The organism is Clostridium mobile, assembly GCF_018918285.1.
In the GTDB taxonomy this organism is placed as follows: Bacteria; Bacillota; Clostridia; order Clostridiales; family Clostridiaceae; genus Clostridium_AW; species Clostridium_AW mobile.
Map to the genome: position 1 here is coordinate 39,071 of NZ_JAHLQF010000005.1, position 21,105 is coordinate 60,175.

The 21,105-nt window shown below is 29.2% G+C and carries 21 protein-coding genes and 1 tRNA gene; 14 read left to right on the forward strand and 8 right to left on the reverse strand.

Annotated elements, in window-relative coordinates; translation table 11 throughout:
• Window positions 1–33: 33 nt before the first annotated feature.
• The 4 genes from KQI86_RS18410 (at window position 34) to KQI86_RS18425 (ending at window position 2,697) form a co-directional block, all read left to right on the forward strand.
• Window positions 34–351 carry a hypothetical protein gene (locus tag KQI86_RS18410; protein WP_216440891.1) on the forward strand — a complete coding sequence of 106 codons (318 nt, stop codon included), beginning with the start codon at window positions 34–36 and terminating at the stop codon, window positions 349–351.
• Between the two features lie 73 nt (window positions 352–424).
• Window positions 425–500: transfer RNA gene (locus tag KQI86_RS18415), tRNA-Pro, on the forward strand.
• Between the two features lie 110 nt (window positions 501–610).
• Entirely contained in the window at window positions 611–1,957 is a 1,347-nt protein-coding gene (locus KQI86_RS18420) for a [Fe-Fe] hydrogenase large subunit C-terminal domain-containing protein (protein ID WP_216440892.1), read from the forward strand.
• 86 nt (window positions 1,958–2,043) lie between these two features.
• Window positions 2,044–2,697: an HAD family hydrolase gene (locus KQI86_RS18425; protein ID WP_216440893.1), complete on the forward strand. Its 654-nt coding sequence runs from the start codon at window positions 2,044–2,046 to the stop codon at window positions 2,695–2,697.
• Between the two features lie 386 nt (window positions 2,698–3,083).
• Here the strand turns inward: KQI86_RS18425 and KQI86_RS18435 are convergent, their stop codons facing one another.
• The 3 genes from KQI86_RS18435 to KQI86_RS18445 all read right to left on the reverse strand — a co-directional run bounded on the left by KQI86_RS18435 (window position 3,084) and on the right by KQI86_RS18445 (window position 6,088).
• Entirely contained in the window at window positions 3,084–3,782 is a 699-nt protein-coding gene (locus KQI86_RS18435; protein ID WP_216440895.1) for a 2-phosphosulfolactate phosphatase family protein, read from the reverse strand.
• 163 nt (window positions 3,783–3,945) lie between these two features.
• The gene (mnmL, locus tag KQI86_RS18440; protein WP_216440896.1) at window positions 3,946–4,878 is read right to left on the reverse strand and encodes a tRNA modification radical SAM protein MnmL/YtqA; all 933 of its coding nucleotides are present in this window, start codon (window positions 4,876–4,878) and stop codon (window positions 3,946–3,948) included.
• 88 nt (window positions 4,879–4,966) lie between these two features.
• Window positions 4,967–6,088: a hypothetical protein gene (locus KQI86_RS18445; RefSeq protein WP_216440897.1), complete on the reverse strand. Its 1,122-nt coding sequence runs from the start codon at window positions 6,086–6,088 to the stop codon at window positions 4,967–4,969.
• 127 nt (window positions 6,089–6,215) lie between these two features.
• On the opposite strand from KQI86_RS18445, the gene KQI86_RS18450 reads away from it, so the two are divergent.
• Complete coding sequence (locus KQI86_RS18450) at window positions 6,216–7,256, forward strand: YkvI family membrane protein (protein ID WP_216440898.1); 1,041 nt, start codon at window positions 6,216–6,218, stop codon at window positions 7,254–7,256.
• A 23-nt stretch (window positions 7,257–7,279) separates the two neighbouring features.
• On the opposite strand, the gene KQI86_RS18455 is transcribed toward KQI86_RS18450, so the two are convergent.
• Window positions 7,280–9,079: a heme NO-binding domain-containing protein gene (locus tag KQI86_RS18455; protein WP_216440899.1), complete on the reverse strand. Its 1,800-nt coding sequence runs from the start codon at window positions 9,077–9,079 to the stop codon at window positions 7,280–7,282.
• 168 nt (window positions 9,080–9,247) lie between these two features.
• On the opposite strand from KQI86_RS18455, the gene KQI86_RS18460 reads away from it, so the two are divergent.
• Window positions 9,248–11,026 carry a SpoIID/LytB domain-containing protein gene (locus KQI86_RS18460; RefSeq protein WP_216440900.1) on the forward strand — a complete coding sequence of 593 codons (1,779 nt, stop codon included), beginning with the start codon at window positions 9,248–9,250 and terminating at the stop codon, window positions 11,024–11,026.
• Between the two features lie 176 nt (window positions 11,027–11,202).
• On the opposite strand, the gene KQI86_RS18465 is transcribed toward KQI86_RS18460, so the two are convergent.
• Window positions 11,203–11,868, reverse strand: coding sequence for a S24 family peptidase (locus tag KQI86_RS18465; RefSeq protein ID WP_216440901.1), 666 nt, complete (start codon window positions 11,866–11,868; stop codon window positions 11,203–11,205).
• A 2-nt stretch (window positions 11,869–11,870) separates the two neighbouring features.
• Window positions 11,871–12,248, reverse strand: a complete 378-nt coding sequence (locus KQI86_RS18470) for a DUF3783 domain-containing protein (RefSeq protein ID WP_216440902.1) — start codon at window positions 12,246–12,248, stop codon at window positions 11,871–11,873.
• A 221-nt stretch (window positions 12,249–12,469) separates the two neighbouring features.
• Between KQI86_RS18470 and KQI86_RS18475 the strand changes: the two genes are divergently transcribed.
• On the forward strand, window positions 12,470–14,368 hold the full coding sequence (locus KQI86_RS18475) for a type I glutamate--ammonia ligase (protein ID WP_216440903.1): 1,899 nt from the start codon (window positions 12,470–12,472) through the stop codon (window positions 14,366–14,368).
• A gap of 87 nt (window positions 14,369–14,455) precedes the next feature.
• On the opposite strand, the gene KQI86_RS18480 is transcribed toward KQI86_RS18475, so the two are convergent.
• Window positions 14,456–15,004, reverse strand: coding sequence for a 2'-5' RNA ligase family protein (locus KQI86_RS18480; protein WP_216440904.1), 549 nt, complete (start codon window positions 15,002–15,004; stop codon window positions 14,456–14,458).
• Between the two features lie 132 nt (window positions 15,005–15,136).
• Here KQI86_RS18480 and KQI86_RS18485 point away from each other — a divergent pair, with 132 nt between their 5' ends.
• The 6 genes from KQI86_RS18485 to rlmH all read left to right on the forward strand — a co-directional run bounded on the left by KQI86_RS18485 (window position 15,137) and on the right by rlmH (window position 19,308).
• Window positions 15,137–15,295 carry a DUF1540 domain-containing protein gene (locus KQI86_RS18485; RefSeq protein ID WP_216440905.1) on the forward strand — a complete coding sequence of 53 codons (159 nt, stop codon included), beginning with the start codon at window positions 15,137–15,139 and terminating at the stop codon, window positions 15,293–15,295.
• Window positions 15,296–15,508: 213 nt separating this feature from the next.
• Window positions 15,509–16,768: a UDP-N-acetylglucosamine 1-carboxyvinyltransferase gene (locus tag KQI86_RS18490; protein WP_216440906.1), complete on the forward strand. Its 1,260-nt coding sequence runs from the start codon at window positions 15,509–15,511 to the stop codon at window positions 16,766–16,768.
• 13 nt (window positions 16,769–16,781) lie between these two features.
• Window positions 16,782–17,567 carry an MBL fold metallo-hydrolase gene (locus tag KQI86_RS18495; protein ID WP_216440907.1) on the forward strand — a complete coding sequence of 262 codons (786 nt, stop codon included), beginning with the start codon at window positions 16,782–16,784 and terminating at the stop codon, window positions 17,565–17,567.
• Window positions 17,568–17,582: 15 nt separating this feature from the next.
• Window positions 17,583–18,149, forward strand: coding sequence for a GerMN domain-containing protein (locus KQI86_RS18500; RefSeq protein ID WP_216441015.1), 567 nt, complete (start codon window positions 17,583–17,585; stop codon window positions 18,147–18,149).
• Window positions 18,150–18,239: 90 nt separating this feature from the next.
• Window positions 18,240–18,740 carry an SEC-C metal-binding domain-containing protein gene (locus tag KQI86_RS18505; protein WP_216440908.1) on the forward strand — a complete coding sequence of 167 codons (501 nt, stop codon included), beginning with the start codon at window positions 18,240–18,242 and terminating at the stop codon, window positions 18,738–18,740.
• 88 nt (window positions 18,741–18,828) lie between these two features.
• Window positions 18,829–19,308: a 23S rRNA (pseudouridine(1915)-N(3))-methyltransferase RlmH gene (rlmH, locus tag KQI86_RS18510; protein ID WP_216440909.1), complete on the forward strand. Its 480-nt coding sequence runs from the start codon at window positions 18,829–18,831 to the stop codon at window positions 19,306–19,308.
• Between the two features lie 141 nt (window positions 19,309–19,449).
• Here the strand turns inward: rlmH and KQI86_RS18515 are convergent, their stop codons facing one another.
• Entirely contained in the window at window positions 19,450–20,397 is a 948-nt protein-coding gene (locus tag KQI86_RS18515) for a helix-turn-helix transcriptional regulator (RefSeq protein ID WP_216440910.1), read from the reverse strand.
• A 130-nt stretch (window positions 20,398–20,527) separates the two neighbouring features.
• Between KQI86_RS18515 and KQI86_RS18520 the strand changes: the two genes are divergently transcribed.
• Entirely contained in the window at window positions 20,528–21,052 is a 525-nt protein-coding gene (locus tag KQI86_RS18520; RefSeq protein WP_216440911.1) for a dihydrofolate reductase family protein, read from the forward strand.
• Window positions 21,053–21,105: the final 53 nt, after the last annotated feature.

The following is a 21,105-nucleotide window of genomic DNA, read 5'->3' on the forward strand; positions in this document are numbered from 1 at the left end:
AATAATTATAAGTCATATTGGAGGTGTTTTCTTGTGAGAAATTTTTTAATATCTGCAGTAGTAAATTTGATACTAATTATTATTTCCTATATTTTTTTCAAAAATATAATAAGCGGTCCTACAAGACATAGGCTATATGAAAAATTCTTTAATTCACTTGCAAAATTTGTAATATATCTTTTTATTATAAGCGTAGGAATTACACTTATATCTGTTTTAGTTCTATATAGAACCAGATATATAGCCTATGTTAACGTTGTAGCTCCAGCATTATTATCACTATTAGTAGGGTTTGTAGTTTCTACAGTTCCTACACGTGGCTCAGGAGATAAAGAGAAAGGGGCAAAATAATTTGCCCCTTTTTAAATTTAACATAAAATCATATTGATTTTTCCATGGAAATACATTATAATAGATTTGTCCACGGGGTGTGGCGCAGATGGGAGCGCGCGTGGTTTGGGACCATGAGGTCGCAGGTTCAATCCCTGTCACCCCGACCAATTTGTAATAAAAAAAAGATATTTGAGAAAAATAAAGCAGATGAATACATTCATCTGCTTTATTTTTTTATATATGGCAGTTGGATGATGTAAAAAGGAGTTGATTTATAGTGAATGATGACTACAGATCTATTTTTAAAGAACTTATAAAAGCCTATAAAGAAGACAATTTTCAAAATAAACTACAGGATTTATTTGCTAAAGAAAATATAGATAAGGAGAAGCTTGCTTTTATAGTATCCTCTCTCTCTGGTGTAGAAATTGATTTTAATAAAGACTATATAAAGAACATAGAAGAAGCAATAAAAAACTATACTCCTAACTATCATGTAGTTTCAAGATTTTCATCTTGCAATGGAGATTGCCATCAGAGTTCTGGTAGAACTCTTTGTGAAGATTCCTGCCCACTTAATGCTATTATGAGGGATCCTAAAGATAATAGAATATATATCAACAAGGATCTTTGCGTAGATTGCGGCATATGTATAAATAATTGTAAAAATGGTGGTATCTTAGATAAAGTTGAATTTTTACCATTATTAAACTTATTGAAAAATGAATCTATAGTAATAGCTGCTGTAGCTCCAGCCATTACAGGCCAATTTGGCAAAAACGTAAATATAAATAAGTTAAGAACTGCTTTTAAAAAACTAGGCTTTACAGATATGGTTGAAGTAGCATTCTTTGCTGATATGCTCACTTTAAAAGAGGCTGTTGAGTATGATCATTTTATAAAAAACGAAAAAGATTTTATGATAACTTCATGTTGCTGCCCTATGTGGGTAGGAATGTTAAGAAAAGTATATAACAAATTGGTTAAAAATGTGTCTCCCTCTGTATCTCCTATGATTGCAGCTGGAAGAGTGCTAAAAAAATTAAATCCTCATTGTAAAGTAGTTTTCGTAGGTCCATGTGTCGCTAAGAAAGCAGAGGCTAAAGAAAAAGATCTATTGGGAGATATAGATTTTGTTTTGACCTTTACAGAATTAAAAGATATATTCGATACATATGAAATTTATCCAGAAGAGTTAGAAGAAGATCTCTCTAATGAATATGCTTCAAGGGGCGGAAGACTATATGCCCGTACTGGCGGAGTATCCATCGCTGTAAGTGAAGCTATAGAAAGATTATTTCCAAATAAATTTAAATATTTAAAGACCGCTCAAGTTCATGGAGTTATTGAATGCAAAAAAATACTTTCACAACTTCAGGAAGGTGAAATAAACGCTAACTTCATTGAGGGTATGGGATGTGTTGGCGGGTGCGTTGGAGGCCCTAAAGTTATAATACCAAAAGAACTCGGTAAAGATGCTGTAGATGACTTCGCCCAAAATTCAGAAATCAAAGTATCTGTTGATAGTAGTTGTATGATCGAAGTTTTGAAGAATCTAGATATTAATTCTGTAGAAGATTTTAAATCTAAAGAAAAAATACTTATCTTTGAGAGGGAATTTTAGTTATAATATAAATGTCTAAATAAATAGCCAAGATAACTTGGCTATTTATATTGTGTAAATATCTAAACAAAAGGGGTTGTAAACTTATGTTAAAAAATATTAAAGGTGCCATATTTGACATGGACGGTACTTTAGTAGACTCAATGTGGGTTTGGCATACTGTAGATGTAGAATATTTAAAAAAAAGAAATATTGATATGCCTAAAGATTTAAAAGAAAATATTGAACATTTAAGTTTCAATGAGACTGCAAACTATTTTAAGAAAAGATTTAATTTAGAAGATAGTGTAGAAGATATAATGGACGAATGGAACAACATAGCCTTAAAAGAGTACTCAAACAATGTAAAATTAAAACCTGGAGCAAAAGAATTTCTTTCTTTACTAAAATCTTCTGGAATAAAGATTGGACTAGCTACCAGCAATTGCGATATGCTTCTTCAAATAGCTTTAAAAAACAATGATATACTTCATTATTTTGATTGCATAACAACAACTAGCGAAGTATCCAGAGGTAAAAATTTCCCTGATGTTTATCTTTTGTGTGCTGAAAAATTAGGAGTTGATCCAAAGGAATGCATAGTTTTTGAGGACATACTTCCTGCGGTAATAGGTGCAAAAGCAGCTGGAATGAAAGTAGTTGGTGTTCACGATATACATTCAGATGATCAGAAAGAAAAAATTATGAATTTAGCAGACTTATTTATATTTAACTATGATGAACTAACAAAAGCGGTATAAAATTTACATAAAAGATACTTAGAAACAGATATTTTCTAAGTATCTTTTGTATTTGTGTAGATTTAATATTCTATTGAATAGAATATAATAAGTAATTTTTGAAGGAGATTCTTTTTATGTGGTTTTTGTTTCTAATTATTTTATGTTCATCTCTCTGCATAATTTATTATTTAGATAACAAAATATCTATACAAAAAAGACAAATAATGATATTACAAAAACAAAATAAAGAATTAAAAGATAAATTAAATAAACAAAGTAAATCATCGGATAATATATTAACACAAGATAAAGAAGAAATATAATATATAATTAACTTCCCATTGGCAGTAGAAAATAAAAAAGGGATTTTATTATGCAAAATCCCTTTAACTTTCCACTGTTAATTATTTAATTCTTCCATCTATATACTCAGGAACAATATCTATTATATCTTTTTGGCAGCAATATTCTAAATCTTTAAGTAAACCTAATTCTTCAATTCTATTATAGTGAGTTGCTTCTTTAATAAAGCTTAAATCAGTACTTTGCTTATATATAAAAAGAGCCGTTTTTGCGATATCTGTTAGTTCAACTTTGGGATTCTGATCCAATATACAATGAATAATATATCCACTGCATATAAAGTCATCTATTGAAAATTGTCCATAGGTTCCTGCATTTACAATTACTATATCTTCTTCTAAATTTAATACTTTGTCGCTCACCGCTTTGGCATTTATCATGGCACCAATAAGTATATTTTTAGCTCCTTCACATCTTTTTATTGCTTTTGTTCCATTGCTTGTAGTCATTATCAATCTTTTATTGTTAACTATATCTTGTGTATATTCAAGAGGAGAGTTTGAACAATTAAAACCATCTATCTTCAAAGCTTTTCTTTCTCCACCTAATATACACTCACCTTCATTTGCTATTGCTAAAGCTTCTTCAATTTCTATCACTGGAATAACTTCTTTACAGCCATTGTTTATAGCTGTAGTAATAACAGAAGTAGCCCTTAAAATATCTATAACCACTATGGTTTTTCCTATAACTTCTTCTTTGTTTATATGATCCGCTGAAATCATAACATCAATCTTCATTTTATTCAACTCCATTTACAATATTAATAAGTAACGAGCTATCTCTCGTTTTTTCAAAGTAATATTACTACATGGAAATTCTCCCAATAATAAAATTATACATTAATATTGTACCGTTGTCATAATTTTATTTCTATTCACAAATTATCCAAGAATAACCTATCTATTCTTTAGGGAAGTATACTCCTTGATATATTCCTTTTTCTTCTAGATTACTGTGAATAGCATTTAATATTTCCCACTTCTTTAAACTCCATTTTGGCCCAATCAATAAATCTCTCGGTGAATCTCCTGTCAATCTATGCACCACTATGTCTTCCCTTAACAATCCTATTGCCTCGCATATTATATCTATATATTCTTCTTCTTCTAAGAATCTAAACTCCTCCCTTTCATATAAGTCCACTAAAGGAGTTCCCTTCATAAGATGTAATAAATGAAATTTGATACCTTGAATATCTTTAGATGATAAATATTTAACTGTTTTTAGCATGTCTTCTCTATTTTCTTTTGGTAAACCAAAAATACTGTGGACTACCACATCTATTTTTCTTTTTCTTAAATTCTCTAAAGCCTGCTCAAATACCTCTAAAGAATATCCTCTATTTATTATTTTAGCTGTTTCATCACTTACAGTTTGTAGCCCTAGCTCTACCCATAAATAGGTTCTATTGCTTAGCTCTTCTAAAAGATCTAAAACCTCCTCTCCTAAACAATCAGGTCTAGTAGCTATTGCTAAAGCTACAACTCCTTCATGATTTAATGCCTCTTCATATTTCTCTCTTAATACAGAGGCTGATGCATAGGTATTAGTATATGCCTGAAAATATGCTATATACTTTCCTTCCTTCCATTTCTTTCGCATTAATGTTTTAATATCATTAAATTGCCTGGATATTGAGTATCCTCTGTCTCCTGCAAAGTCACCGGATCCCCTAGCACTACAAAATACGCAACCTCCACTGCTTATTTTTCCATCTCTATTAGGACATGAAAAACCTGCATCTAAAGATATCTTATATACCTTGCATCCAAACTTTTCTCTTAAAAAATAATTTAATGAATAATATCTTTTATCTCCCCATAAATTTTTCATACATGTAACTCCATTTCATAATAATTGATATAAAAATACCCATAAACATTATAGTCTACAGGTATAGTCCTTTCAATATTTGTTCATATTATACTTTTTTAACCTTATACTCCTTTAGATCCAACTGCCATCTACCTAGTAATTCACCGATAGATTTATCAGAACTAACCCTTGGTATAACCTCATAATTTAATAAATCCTTATCAAAGGAGGTAAATACTACATCCACCTTATTCATAGGATAATATTTTTCAAAATTATATGGTATCATATCTCCAGTTTCAGAAGTATACACTCTTATGCTCCTTCCCTCAGCCTTTTTATATTGAGCAATAACATATTTTTCATTTTGTGAAAATGCTACATATTCTACTTTTGAATCCTTTAATAAATCTAATGATTTAATATTTTTTCCCATAGGTTTTTCTTTAGCTCTATTTTTTTGTTGATTTTGTTGTTGCGCACCACCCTCTTGTGCCCCCTGACCTTCAGCTTCCCCTTGATCTTGAGCAGACCCTCCTTGTACTGTCATACTCTCATCAATTTTTACTAGGCCAATATAACTATCTTTGTCATATGTAGTTATTACAATGCTATCTCCATTATATGAGAATATCATAGGTCCATAGTTATTTTTAGGAACTACTATTTTATTAGTTTTTCCTTTATCCTCTTTAGAAAATTCATAGTTCGGCATACCGCTATCATCTATGAGAAGATTATTATCTACATTATTTTTTGTTCTAATCCTTAAATTACCATCCCTTTCAAAAGCCTCTCTTTCCATAGCAGAGTTTATATCTTGTATCTTATAATCTGTATCTTCTTTAGCTATTTTAATTGTAACCTCTTCTAAAGAAGTATAGGGTCTGTTATTGTTCATTTTAGTTACTCTAATTTTGAAGATTCCAGCCCTTCCTAGTTCTATAATTTCATTAATATTATATCCTCTTATTTTTAAAGATTTTTCATTGCTCTTTTCTGTATTTGCTGCAAGTTCTTTTGAGTAAAATTTTGATGCATTTACATAATCTTCCTTTATTAATTGATTCATATAACTATTTACTATATTTTCTGCTGCCTTAATGTCAAAGACTTTATCAATTTCTTTTTCTGTTATTGGCTTTTTATCAATTCTTCTGCATCCATTAAAACTTAACGCAAATATGAAAATACAAATAAATATAAGATATTCCTTAATTCTTACCACATTTCATTCCTCCATTTCTATATATAGTTTTCCTCAAAATTAAAATTTTTATATATAAAATCATTATTTTGAAATTTTACTATATATTTATAGAGAATAGTTTTATCAATATTAGGAGGAGAATTTTTTGTTTAAGAACTTAAAACTAGTATTTCAAATTGCTGCTGTGTTTATAGGTACTATTGTTGGAGCAGGACTTGCATCTGGTCAAGAAATAACTCAATTTTTTTCTACATATGGATATAAAAGCTTTATTGGTATATTCGTATGCTGCATTATCTATATTCTATCGGGGTACATAATTGTAGATTTAAGCATAAAATATAGGTTAAATTCTTATAATGAACTAATCCAACTTGTAAGTCCTGGTTTTTTAGGTAAAGTTACTGACTTTATAACTACATTATTTTTAATAAGTGGATCTGCTATAATATTGGCAGGAAGTGGTGCCTTAATACATCAATACTTTAATTTAAATAAATGGGTGGGCATAATATTCATGTCTATCATGGCAATGTTTGTATTACTTAAAGACACTAAAGGACTTATACAAATAAATTCAATGATAGTGCCTTCTCTAACAATAATAATAATAACTTTGTTTATACTTTATATATTTTTTAATGACAATACAAGCCTTTCATATGTAAAAACTCTAACCACTCATAAAAAAAATTGGTTTTTTTCAAGCTTATTATATTGTAGCTTTAATGTTTTATCTGCTTCCGGTGTAATGGTACCACTGGCAAAAGAAATTCCCAAAAAAAGATACATGTTTACTGGCATTACCTTAGGAGCAATCTGTTTGACAGTGTTATCATTAATAATTAATTTACTCTTAATGCTAAATATGCCCTATATATTTGAATATGAAATACCATTATTATATGTTGCCAATAGATTTGGAAAAGTTCTTCAATTTTTATTACTTACAATAATATGGTTTGAAATGTTTTCTACTGAAGTATCTGATATATATAGTGTGAGCAAAACATTAGAACAAACTTTTAAAATTTCTTATAAAAAAGGGTGCTTTTTAGTAATGTGTATTGCTATTCCTCTTTCTCAAATTGGATTTGTTAAGCTAATTACTTTTCTTTACCCAGCCTTTGGTTTAATAAGTCTTATATTTTTAATTCAATGCTGCGTATTTTACTTAAAAAAATAAGGGTTCCATATTGGAACCCTTGTCTAAATTTTATATTTACTTAAATCTCCTTTAAATGATTCAGTAATATTTCTAAACTGGTGAATAGTATCTACCAGCTTTTTAATTTCTCGTGTATAGTTTGCTACACTAGCGCTCACTTCTTCTGATGAAGCAGAATTCTCCTGAGCAATAGCAGCCAAAGATTCTATATCTTGAAATATGCTTTCTATAGTATGTGCTTCTTTATTTAAATCATTTATAGTATTTATCATGTCACCTGCTACTAATTGAACAGAAGTTGTAGCCTCGTAACTTATATCTCTTACATTTTCTAAACTCTTAGTTTCATTTTGTAATATATTATATTGGTTTCCTATTTTATCTGACAATACCTTAGTTTCTTCTGCGAAAGTAACTAAGTTTGAATTAATTTCTTCAACAGCTATTTTCGTCTGTTCTGCAAGCTTTCTTACTTCTTCAGCAACAACAGCGAAGCCTCTTCCTTGCTCTCCTGCCCTTGCAGCTTCAATTGAAGCGTTTAATGCTAATAAATTTGTTTGTTCCGATATTTGAGATACTATTGATACTATATTTGTTATATCTTTAGCCTTATTTTCTAGCTCTAAACTCTTATTATTGACCTCTTTAAATTTCTCTAAAGTATCTAAAATATTTTTGCTTGTATTATTAACATTGTTATAACTATTACTAATTTTGTCTAATGCTTTTTCAAGTTCTCCTTTATTTATGTTTTCTCTACCTACAATCCCTCTTAAATTTTCAATATTATCGCTTAAAACAGCTACAGCATGCTGTGTGCTCTCAGCTTGAGTAACTGCACAATTAGCTACTTGTTCTACTACTCCTGCAATCTCTTCTGAGGTGTGTCTCATAGAATCTGATATAGTGTTAATACTACCTCCAAAATTATTCATTTCATCGGTAACACCTTTGAATCCAACAAAATCTGCTTTAATAATACTCTTATATTCTTTTATAATCTTAAAGAAATCTTCAAAAAAATCTCCAGTTACTATATCCCCGTCTTCTAAATATTTATTTTCTTTTATCTTTTCTAGTTCACTTTTTATTAATTCCTTAGGCATCATGAGTAGCTGTGCCACTATAAAAGAAGCTATTGCAGCTATAATTGATGATATACCTGCTTTACTTATATTCTTCGTACCCATTATCAAGATATTACTGATAAATGAAACTACAAATGTAAATAAAGCTACTTTTCCTCCAATATTTTCAATAAATCCTAATGAAAGAACTTTGTTAAACTTATATGTTTTTTTATAGTAGATATCCTTTTCGAAAGTAAGTTTTAGTTTTAAGGAAGAATCTGTTCTTTCAATTTCACCTACATTAATGTTTTCCTTAAAAAATCCCATACTGCCATCTATTAATCCTAAGAAATAGTCAAACATACCTCTCTTTGAGGAATAAGAAAAAATAGCTTGTCTATCTGATATAGGTTCAATTGTAACAATTGGCGGCTTAGCCCCTGGAAATTTTTTAGTCATAACAACATGCACATCGAATAAAGATTTAAAAAATGAATATAAATTTTCGTGTTCAAAAAATGCTGGAAAATCATTATGGAAGGTTTTTATATTATCCTTACCTATCTCTCTCCATAACTTTTTTACATCTATGTTTTTATCCTTTGCAATATGTTGAATAACGTCTTTTACTTCTTTGTCTTCAACAGTTTCAATAGGAGTGAAAATCTTATTGTTATTCCATCCAACAGATTCCATAGCTTTATTAACAGTTTCGTCATCGTAGAGCTTTCTGCAGGTTTTAAGCCATGTAGATACTATTGTGCCCTTCATATTGTATTTCCTCCTTTAATTATAACCTTGTACTAAATTTTACTAAATATAATAATAAATAAATTATACCTCATAAACTATATTATTACAAAATATATAAATGTTATATTTTCTCAATTCATTAAATATTTTAAAGTATAGTATATTATATATGTGGAGGTTGTTTATATGAAAAAATTTATAACCACAGTCGTGTTTCTTGTTGCTATACTTTTAACTATAGTATGTTTCCCTAGAACTAAAGAGCATGCTGTAGTTGTTACTTCTAACGATAATTATTCCGAAATATATGTATCCGAAAAATTATACAAAGTTAAGTTTGATAAAAAATATCCTGTAGGAACAGTAATAAACTACAATTATAATTTTTTTAAAGCCTTTAATGTAAAAGTTCTATCTCCTATAGAGGAAAGAGTAATGAAAACAAATAATGGCATCTATGATTTAGAACTATCTGGAGAATTAAAAGCTGATGATTCAATTACTTTTTATTATTTAGATAAAAATAATAATATTTATCCTCTATCAAAGAAAAAAATACTTATAGGAAAAGAAAACATAAAAACATATCTAAATAAGAAAAATAATATAAAAACTTTTATTATTACCCCTTATGACCTATCTAGTATGAGAGTTGGAATTTCTACTACAGGCTTTAATTCTTTGAAACATAGCGAGATTGATTTAACGTGTTTAGAGGAAGTTAACTTATATAATCTGAAAGAGAATTATAAAAAAACTATTCCTAAAAATACAAAAATCAAAATATCAGCTTTAAATGATAAAATAGAATTCAACATAGATAATCAAATAAAGGTTTTTTCCAGTAGAACATACTTGAAAGGTAATAATATTAAAATTGATAATATTACCAGAGGTATACCTAAGTTTACACCTAGCTATTCTGGCACCTTAGAATTTACTAATGATAAAAATAGTTTATATATGATAAATGAAGTAGATATGGAAGAGTATTTATTCAAAGTTGTTCCCTCTGAAATGCCTTCAAGTGGAGGATTAGAATCGTTAAAATGTCAGGCTATAGCAGCTAGAACTTATGCATTATCCGATATGCTTCAAAATAGATTTGCACATTTGGGTTTTTATGTAGATGATAGTACCCAAAGCCAAGTTTACAATAACATGGAAACTAATGAATTAGCTAGTAGAGCAGTATTAGATACTAAAGGGCTAATAATGACTTCTAATAATGAACCTATAGATGCAAAATATTACTCTAGTTCTGCTGGAGTTGCTACTGCATACGAAGATGTATGGTTCAATGCAGATTGGTCTAGTGAAAATAAAAACTATTACTATAAAGGTTCCTATGTCGATGATAAATCGCTCCCTAATAATGAAAATGAATGGTTGAGCTTTTATAAAAATAAAGATTTAAAGGCTATAGACAGCGAATCACCTTACTTTAGATGGTATGCTCACTTTTCAAAAAATGCTTTAGAAAACAGCTTAAAAAAATCACTGAAGATAATACATGAAAGAAGGCCTAATTTTATTGAAATATTGCAAAACAATGCAAAGATTAATGATATCCCTGAATTAGGCAATATAAAAGACATTAAAGTATTAAAAAGAAGTGAATTTGGAAATATTATGGAAATTTCTTTTTTGTTTACTAATATTACAGTAAATGTTAAAGGTGATTATAATATAAGAAGCGCCATAAGATGCAACAAAGACTTTTCCGGGGAAATAATTCCTATAATAAGGCATAAAAAAGAGCCTTTAATCAATAGTAATTTTTTACCTTCCTCCTTCTTTGCCATCGAAAAAGACTCTGAAGGATTTACAATCTACGGTGGAGGATATGGTCATGGTGTAGGTATGACTCAAAATGGAGCTATGGAAATGTCTAAAAAAGGCTCAAGCTATGAGGAAATACTAGGTACTTTTTATAAAGATGTAAAGATTGAAAAAATATATTAAAATTGCACCTCTAAAAAACAGAGAGCTAAGCATGAAGTGAAGCCGCTCCAGTAAAAGTCGCTATTTCACTACATACTTAGCTCTTTTATGTTTTACAAATATTGATTATTATACATTATGTAATAGCCCTATGCATGTGAGCGAAGGCTACAGAAACATTACATGACATTTTGAATTTATAAATTTATTTCCAATCTTATAAGTCTAGCAATAACCTTTAGGCTTTTAACATCTACAGTATCTGCTCTAACACTGTTAGGATTGCTAATTAAAAGAATTTTACTGTTATCTAATTTCTTGATTTGTCTAATTTTTCTTTCACCTGCATTTTCAACTAAACAAATAGAATTATTTATTATTTCTTGAGTAGAAACTGCAAGAGCTAAATCTTCCTTACATATTCTAAATCCTATCATCTCATCATCTTCAATTTTTAAATAAAAAACTTTATCTTGAGCATATCCTTCTATTTTATTTCCTACTATAGGTAACTGCTTTGATCCTAATGCTTTATTTAATGAATATTCATATATAGGTATATTTTTTAATACTGAACCAAAAGCTTCGTTCCATATTTCATTTACCTTTTCTTTTTTAGGTTCATAATTAAAGTTTTTTTCTTCTTTCTGAAATACTTCCTCTTCAAAAGACATAGTGATGTCATTTAAATCTTTACCCAAAACTTTCCCTATTCTATCTATTAAGTTTTGGTTAATTACTTTTTTACCTAATTCCACCTCATTTACAAAACTTTCTGAAACACCAAGCTTTTTCCCTAGCTGTTTTTGAGATAGTCCAACTTCACTTCTTAACTGTCTTATTTTTTCTCCTACTCTGCTCATAATTAAACACCTCGTTTTTTAAACCATTCTCTTTCTTCAATTAAATGTTCTAATAGATCTTTAAATGTCCACTCAATAGAAGTAGGGGTAACTACTGCAAGAATGGGTGACGGACTGAACACTCCCCTTACAGAACTTATCGCCCCATCTAGCTCTATATCACTTAGATTATTAAAAAGTATTACTTTTTCCTCTGGTAAATTTTCAACATTAAATATTTCTAATTTCAATCCATTTACAATATCATTAATAGTCATGTTGCACATCTTTTTTTCTATCACCTTGTATGATGGGAGTTTTTTCATGTTCACCAAATTCTCCAAAGTTCTTTTTTCTTCCTCTGTAAATCCATATATTAATATAGTTTTATTATTTTCCATTGTATAGTCACTCCTTTCCATTTCATTTATTGCCATTTACCCTTTAATTATACAGCATTTAATAATAAAGTGTATACATTAAGATAACTTAAATATTATGTAATTTTTTCACATTTTTTGCCTATATCAACTCTACTTTCTTATTGACAAATAAACATATATAATTATAAAATCAAAAATATAAAATTCTATGCTAAACTTTTGTTTGAGGGAGGTAAAATATGTTAAAAGACTTAATTTATGTAATACACAAAGATGATCACTCTAAAGAGGCTCTCCGTTCAATATTCAACTCAAACCCTGAAATTAAATTTGTTTCTTTTGTAGGTGTAGATTTAGCTGGAAATGACACAGATGAAAAAATACCTGTATCAATTTTTATGGAAGACATAGACACCTTTTTAAAAGGTTCGGTTCAAACTGACGGTTCCTCAGTATCCTTCCCAGGAATTGCATCTTTAAACAATGGAAAAATTGACATGATTGCTGATTTAGATGTTAATTGGTTTGTTGACCATAACTACGAGCATATAGATTTAGAAACTGGTAAACCTATCGGTACTCTTCGCATCCCTTGCTACCTTTATCATGATAATAAGCCTATAGACTCAAGATATATACTAAAAAACTCCATCGAATTCTTTAAATCTTCTCTAATGGACTTATTTAAAGCTTACCCTGACTCACTATCATCATTTGGAATTAATTACAATGATATTGACCATATTGATGTTACCTCTGCTACTGAGTTAGAATTTTGGGTTAAAACCCCTAATGATAAAGCAGAAATAGAGGAATTATCTACTTCTCAAGTTCTTCATGAGCAGTATTGGACTAGAACGAAAGGTACTGTTAGAACTTCGTTAGAGCAATCTATTATGGTATTGGAATCTTACGGCCTTTGTCCAGAGATGGGACATAAAGAAGTTGGAGGAGTAAAAGCTAAACTAGATGACACAGGAAATCTTACTCATATTATGGAGCAATTGGAAATAGATTGGAAATACTCAAATCCACTTCAATGTGCTGATAATGAACTTCTCGCAAGAACTATGATAAAAGAAACCTTTAGAAGAAATGGTCTTGATGTTACTTTTCTAGCTAAACCTGTAGATGAGGTAGCAGGTAGCGGTAAACATGTTCATATCGGCATTGCCCTTAAATTGAAGAATGGAAAAAAACTTAATTTATTTTCAACGGATGAAAAACACTTTTTGAGCAGCATTGGATATTCTGCACTTATGGGGATATTGAAAAATTATGAAGTAATTAATCCTTTTATATCTTCCACAAATGACTCCTTAAGAAGATTAAAACCTGGGTTTGAGGCTCCTATTTGTATAGTTACTTCTATTGGTCATTCAGTCGAACTTCCTTCTAGAAATAGAACTGTACTTGTAGGTGTAGTTAGAGATTTACAAAACTCTCTGGCTACAAGATTTGAATTAAGATCTCCAAATCCTCATACAAATACTTATTTGGCTATAGCAACCCTTTATTTAACTATGCTAGATGGAATAAAATACGCTATAGAAAACAATAGATCCCAAGATGATTTATTAATTGAATTATCTAAAAATCCTGATGAAGAAGTTTCCTATTTAGAAAAAGAAAGAGCATATAGATCCGAAGAAGATGTATTTGAATATTTTACAGTAGAAGAAAGAGAGAGATATTTTGGAAAGGCTCCTGCAACTGTGTATGAAAATTTAACCGCTTTTAGTAAGTATCCTGAAAAATTAAAGGCGCTCCAAGCTGGAGATATATTCAGTGATAAAATAATAAATAGTTTTAAATTGACCGCTATAAATAGATGGATCACTGAAATTTCTCATAGACTTATAAACAACTATACCGAAGAGATTAGAAGTTGTAAAATGCTACATTCCAAAGACACTGCCTCTGACTTAGATATGTCCAACTGGATGAAAATTAACGAATTGAGACAATATATAATGAAAGATACTCATAATCATAAAAGTTTATTTTCGAAAATTAGAGAAGCTGCAGATAATAATAATTATGAAGAGCTTTCAAATTTACAAAAGGAACTTGATTCAGAAATGACTAACCTAAGAAAGTGCTATGCTTGTTACAAAAAGAATATATTAGATATATAAACTCAACCCTAGGTATATTAGTTCTATATACCTAGGGTCTTAATTTTAATTATCTATTTATTTAAACTTATAATATAAATTCATCTATTAAAATTCTCTTAAAGGAAATGACTTTACTACCATCTCTTTTCTATTATTAATAGGCTTCCATAATTCTATTCTTTCTATAGTAGCTGTTCTCTTTACATTTTTCCCCTTTGTCATTTCGCATGCATTTAAATACTCTCTACTATTCCACTCTCTTTGAGCATAATTTGTATTTGCTAAAGATATATGTAAATCCCAGTTATCTATATTATCTCTTACTTTAAAATTACTTAACTTTAAAGTATCGTTAATTTTCCTGGCTAATCTTGATATGTATCCTTTATTTTGTAATTTAAGGTTTACAGATTTATATGGTGGATCAAAGCATATTGCTCCATCTATCATTACCTTAAATTTTTTGTATGGACTTATTATGTTATTTACTATTCTACTTAATTCCTCTATATCGGGATCATCTATAATCTCTAATGTTATATGTAGCATAGGCATATTTTTATATAATTTATACTTTCTACATATACTTCTTTGAATCCCTTCCATGTATTTATAAGACTCTTCGTCAAATAAAGCTACTAAATAATACTTCATTTTTATCCCCCAATTTCAATAACATATTTTATTTTCATATTAAAGCATATTATTATATGCATAATTAAATTACACAAAGAAATAATAATAATAGTTTGATTAAACTAACATTCTATGGGAGGGACTTTAAATATGAAACATAATAATAGTATAGCATGTACAGTTAATGAGTGCAAATTTCATTATAAAGAAGATGATTATTGTACTTTAGATCAAATTAAAGTTTCAAAACATGAACCTGTAGCAACCACTATTAAATGCACCGATTGTTCTAGCTTTAAAAAAGATTAAAATTAAAAATATATCAAAAAGTCCAAAGGATAAAATTACCTTTGGACTTTTTGATATATTTCTCTTTTAGCTATTCACATTTTTAATTTTAGTGTTAAAATAATATGGAATTATGATATAATATACTTTGTAGTAAAATGAGTATAAGTTTACGCATGTAAGTTCAATATATAGATAGATTAATAAATTTATAGATAAGGATGGATGCGGGGAATGGAAAAATTAGTTATAAATGGTGGTAAACCCCTAAATGGTAAAATAGATATTAGTGGAGCGAAGAACGCTGCTGTGGCAATACTTCCAGCAGCGATAATGGCCGTTTCAGGACTTTGTATTATAGATAATATTCCAGATATTGATGATGTTCATTGTATAGAAAGAATAATAGAAAACCTTGGTTGCAAAGTTAAGATTTCTAATAACTCTGCAACTATTGATAGTTCATGTTTACATAGCTATAATGCTAATACAGAAGATGTTAGGAAAATGAGAGCATCTTACTATTTAATAGGTGCATTATTAGGAAGATTTAAAAAAGCTAGAGTTGAAATGCCCGGTGGTTGTTCTATAGGTGTAAGACCAATAGATCAACATATTAAAGGATTTGAAGCTTTAGGAGCTAAGGTTGCTATTGAACACGGCTCAGTTTATGTTGAAGCAGAAAGGCTCATAGGTACAAATATTTTTTTCGACGTAGTAAGTGTCGGTGCTACAATTAATGTTATGCTAGCTGCTACTTTAGCTGAAGGCACTACTGTTTTAGAAAATGCTGCAAAAGAACCTCATGTGGTAGATGTGGCTAATTTCTTAAATTCGATGGGTGCTAACATAAAAGGTGCAGGTACCGATATAATAAGAATAACAGGTGTGAAGGAATTAAAAGGATGTTCCTACAGTGTAATTCCAGATCAAATTGAAGCAGGCACATATATGATTGCCACTGCTGCCTGTGGTGGTAAAGTCACAATAAACAATGTCATACCAAAACATTTAGAATCCATTACTGCAAAACTCGAAGAAATGGGCGTAGAAATATTGGAAAATGGTGATTCCGTTACCGTTAAATCCAATAAAAATTTAAAAGCTGTAAACGTAAAAACCTTACCTTATCCTGGCTTCCCAACAGATGTTCAACAACCAATGAGTACTCTTCTATGTATATCTGAAGGCAGAAGTCTCATTAATGAGAGCATATGGGAAAGTAGATTTAAACATGTAGATGAATTAGAAAAAATGGGTGCTAATATTAAGGTGGAAGGTAGAACTGCAATTATTGACGGTGTAGATAGACTTACTGGCGCTACAGTTAAAGCTACAGATTTAAGGGCAGGAGCTGCTATGATAATAGCAGGTTTAATTGCAGAAGGAACTACTGAGGTATTAGATATCGATCATATAGATAGAGGATATCCACATATCGAAAATAAATTTAATGCCTTAGGTGCTGATATAAAAAGAGTTACTGTTAAATAAGGTGGAGAATATTATGCATTTTTGTTCATTATATAGTGGAAGCAGTGGAAATAGTATTTTTGTGTCTTCTGAAAAAGGCAAAATACTAATAGATGCTGGACTTCCAGGAAAAAGCATAGAAAAGGCTCTATGCTCAATAGGGGAGTCCCCCCAAGAAATAGATGCTATCTTAGTCACGCATGAACATTCTGACCATACTAAAGGGGTTGGAGTTCTTTCAAGAAAATATGATATTCCTATATACACCCATCCCCATACTTGGGAAGCAATGATGTGCAATATAGGAAAAATTAAAGAAGATAATATTAAATTCATTGATAGTAATAGTATTACAATTAAAGATATGGAAATAATGAGTTATAAAATACCTCATGATGCGGCCTATCCACAGGGGTATGCCGTACATCATAAAGGTAAGAAATTTTGTTTAGCCACAGATTTAGGTCATTTTTCATCAGAAGTAGAAAATATTTTAAAAGATGCTGATGCAATATTGTTAGAAAGCAATCATGATGTAGAAATGTTAAAATTTGGTCCATACCCTTATCCCTTAAAAAGGAGAATTTTAAGCAGTATAGGCCATTTATCCAACGAAGATTGTGGAAAAGCCCTACTTAAAATATTAGGAAGTAAAGAAAAAAAAGTAATGTTAGGGCATTTAAGTAAAACCAACAATTATCCAGAATTAGCATATCAAACTGTAATAAACATACTCTTAGAAAATGATGTAGTATTAGATAAAGATATAAAAATTTTCATGGCTAAAAGAGATATGCCTAGTGACTATATCGAATTTTAAAGAAAGGTGAATAGTATGAAGGGTATTATCAGTATTATTCTATGTTCTACTTTAGTTGTTTCGTCAACTGCATTAATCTCCTGTGAAAAAAAGGATAAGCTTAGTACACAAAATAAGGAGAAAATCGAAAAACTAAACCTTACTAATGATAAAGACGATACAGTAGAACTGCATCTATATTTTGATGCGTCAAAAAATAATAAAAAACCAGAAATAGCCGTGGAGGAAAGACTAATAAAAAATGATGAGCTCCTTGGTGAAGTTATTATGTTTGAACTTATTAAAGGTCCAACCGTTAATAGTAAACTAAAACCAATTTTACCAAAGGAAACTAGATTAATATCTTTTTCTATAAACGATCAAATAGCTTATGTTAATTTAAGCAAAGAAGCTATTACTAATATGTCATTGACCAAAGAAGAGGCGTCTTTAAGAAGTATTATTTGGTCATTAACTACAATACCCTCTATAGAAAAAGTAAAATTTTTAGTAGAGAACGAGGATATAGACACCTTAGGTGGAAATTATAACTTATCTAATCCTCTTGGAAGAGCTGATATGGATAATGCAAAGCTAAAATAAAAACTAAAATAGAAAATTATTTATTGAATTTAAAATAATTTTTTATTATAATATTGTAAATTAAAAACTTTTACTAAAGGAGAAGTGTATATGAGTTTATATAAGCAATGGACAGATATGGTTGTAGATTATGTCAGAACAAAAGGAGAAGCAGCTTTTTGGAAAGAATATGGAGCTATTGAAAAAAGCATTTATACTCAAATTTTAGCTGAACATAATGGCCAAGTTGTTGGAGTTTTAAAAGAATTAGCTGACAAGTATAATACTCCTGCAATTTTCTTCATGGGTTTTCTTGATGGAATAAATGATAGCCTTAAAAACTCATTAGACCTAGATGTAATGGATGAAAACTCAGAAGTTAATTTAAACATTGACTTTGAGAAATTATATTTTAATATGTTAGATGCAAAGGCTGATTATTTATATGAACTTCCACAATGGGAAGCCATCTTTTCTATAGAAAAAAGAAAGGAAATACGTAATCAGTGGAAAGACACAAAAACTATAGTAAACACTAACAAAATAGGAAGAAATGACCCTTGCTCTTGTGGCAGCGGTAAAAAATACAAAAAATGTTGTGGAAATAAATAATAATTAAATATTATAAGTAAATAATATATTGGGCTGACATTTATGCAGCCCTTTTTAAATTAATTTTATAAAAATTAGGTGATAAATTATGAATATAACTATTATCTCTGTGGGCAAAATTAAGGAAAAATATTTAAAAGATGCCATAGGAGAATACTCAAAACGACTAGGTAGGTACTGTAAATTAGATATGATAGAACTTCCTGATGAAAAAACTCCAGATAATGCTTCTGAAAAAGAAGAACTTCAAATAAAGGAAAAAGAAGGCGATCTAATATTAAAAAATATAAAGGACAATATGTTCGTAATAGCTTTAGATTTGAATGGAAAAGAACTTACTTCCATATCTTTTTCCAACTTCATAAATGAACTTGGAGTTAAAGGCGAAAGCAACCTGACTTTTGTTATAGGTGGCTCTTTAGGACTATCCTCTCAAGTTTTAAATAGAGCAAACTACAAGCTTTGCTTTTCAAAAATGACCTTCCCACATCAACTATTTAAAGTAATGCTATTAGAGCAAATATATAGAGCATATAGAATTATGAAAGGTGAACCTTATCATAAATAACATGGATTTTCACTTAATTTTCATGGGAGATAATAACTCCTTATGAGTTATATTAAAATTTCAAGTATATACTAAGCCATTATAAGAAATCTATACTAAGTTAATATGTATTTTTTATAATGGCTTATTTATAGAATATTTTTAATATAAATCAATCACTTCCAATGCTTTTTTCTTAATTTCAGAGATAGCGTCAATAGGTTCAATAATTTCAATGTCCTTACCGTATCCAAAAGCAAATTCTATACCTTGCCATATAGCATCGAATTCTATATTAAGATAAATTTCATTTTCTTTAACTGTAGTTTCACTTATAGTTATGAATTGTCTTTCCTTTATATGATTTAAGATATAGGGGCTAACTTTAAATGTAAAAGTATGTTTAGGAATTAAACTTTTAAAATTACTAGTAGAATTTCTCCAGTAACTTTTTAAGTTGAAATCATACGGTCTAATAAACGTATCATCCATTAATAAAGCAGATTCAATAGAAGTTACTTTATATGCTTTAATAATTTCATTATTTACTGCAACTAAATACCAAATCCCTCGTTTGCAAACTAAACCAAGTGGATTTAACACTACTTCTTTTATTTCATTTATTTTTCTATATAATATCTTTAATAATTTTGAGTTCCATATAGCATTTTGCAATACAGAAAGAATTTCTGTATTTACACTAGTATTAGTCTCATTCCAAGTATACATATCTATATAGATATAATTTTGAATGTTTTCAAATTCTTTTACTTGATTAGGTGAAGAGTTTCCTAAAATTTTAAGTATTGTAGAATTCTTAAGATTTTCAACGCCTAAATCCTCTAAAATTTTATCACCAGTAGGAATGAATAAAGAGAAAAGTTCATTTTTATTTATTCCTGTAATGGAAGTTTTATAGTCTCCTAGAAGCCTTACCCCACCATTTATACCTTTATCAGCAACTACGGGTACTCCAATGCCACTAAGGGTATCAATATCTCTGTAAATAGTTCTTGCAGAAACCTCAAGTTTTTTTGATAGTTCAGAAGCAGTTAATTTTTTATGTATTTGTAACAACATTATTATAGAAATTAATCTGTCTGCCCTCATAACTTTCCTCCTATTATATGACATAAGATGTCAACTATTATAGACTATAATTAATTAAGTATCAAACAATAATAATTATAACTTATGCTAAGACTAAAATAATATTTTAGATAATAAGGAGGAATTTAATATGAAAAGAAAGATAATTTTAAATTTAGCAATAAGTCTTGATGGATATATAGCATCAGAAGATGGTGGCTTTGATTGGATAGTTGGAGATGGAGACGACACATTAAATACTAAAAACAAATTCGATTTTGATAAATTTCTAGAAGGAATAGATGTAGTAGTTATGGGTAAAAATTGTTATGCGCAAAATATGCATAATGATTTTAAAAATAAAAAGGTATATGTAGCAACATCACAAAAAATTCAAAATCACGACAATCTCCAATTTATTAGCGGAGATATATGTAAGGTAATCCAAAAAGAACAAGAGAAGGATGGCAAGGATATATTTCTATTTGGTGGCGGAGGACTTGTAAATAACTTTATTAAGGCTGATATTATTGATGAATATATAATTGGAATAATTCCTACGATATTAGGAAAAGGAAGATCTTTATTTTTAGAAAATAATCCTACAATAAAACTACATCTAAAAGAGTATGCGGTAGATAGTGGTGTTACAATTTTAAAATATTCAAAAATGTAAACTAATCCTTAACCTTGATATTATTAAACTTATTCGGGTTATGATAAGGCTCT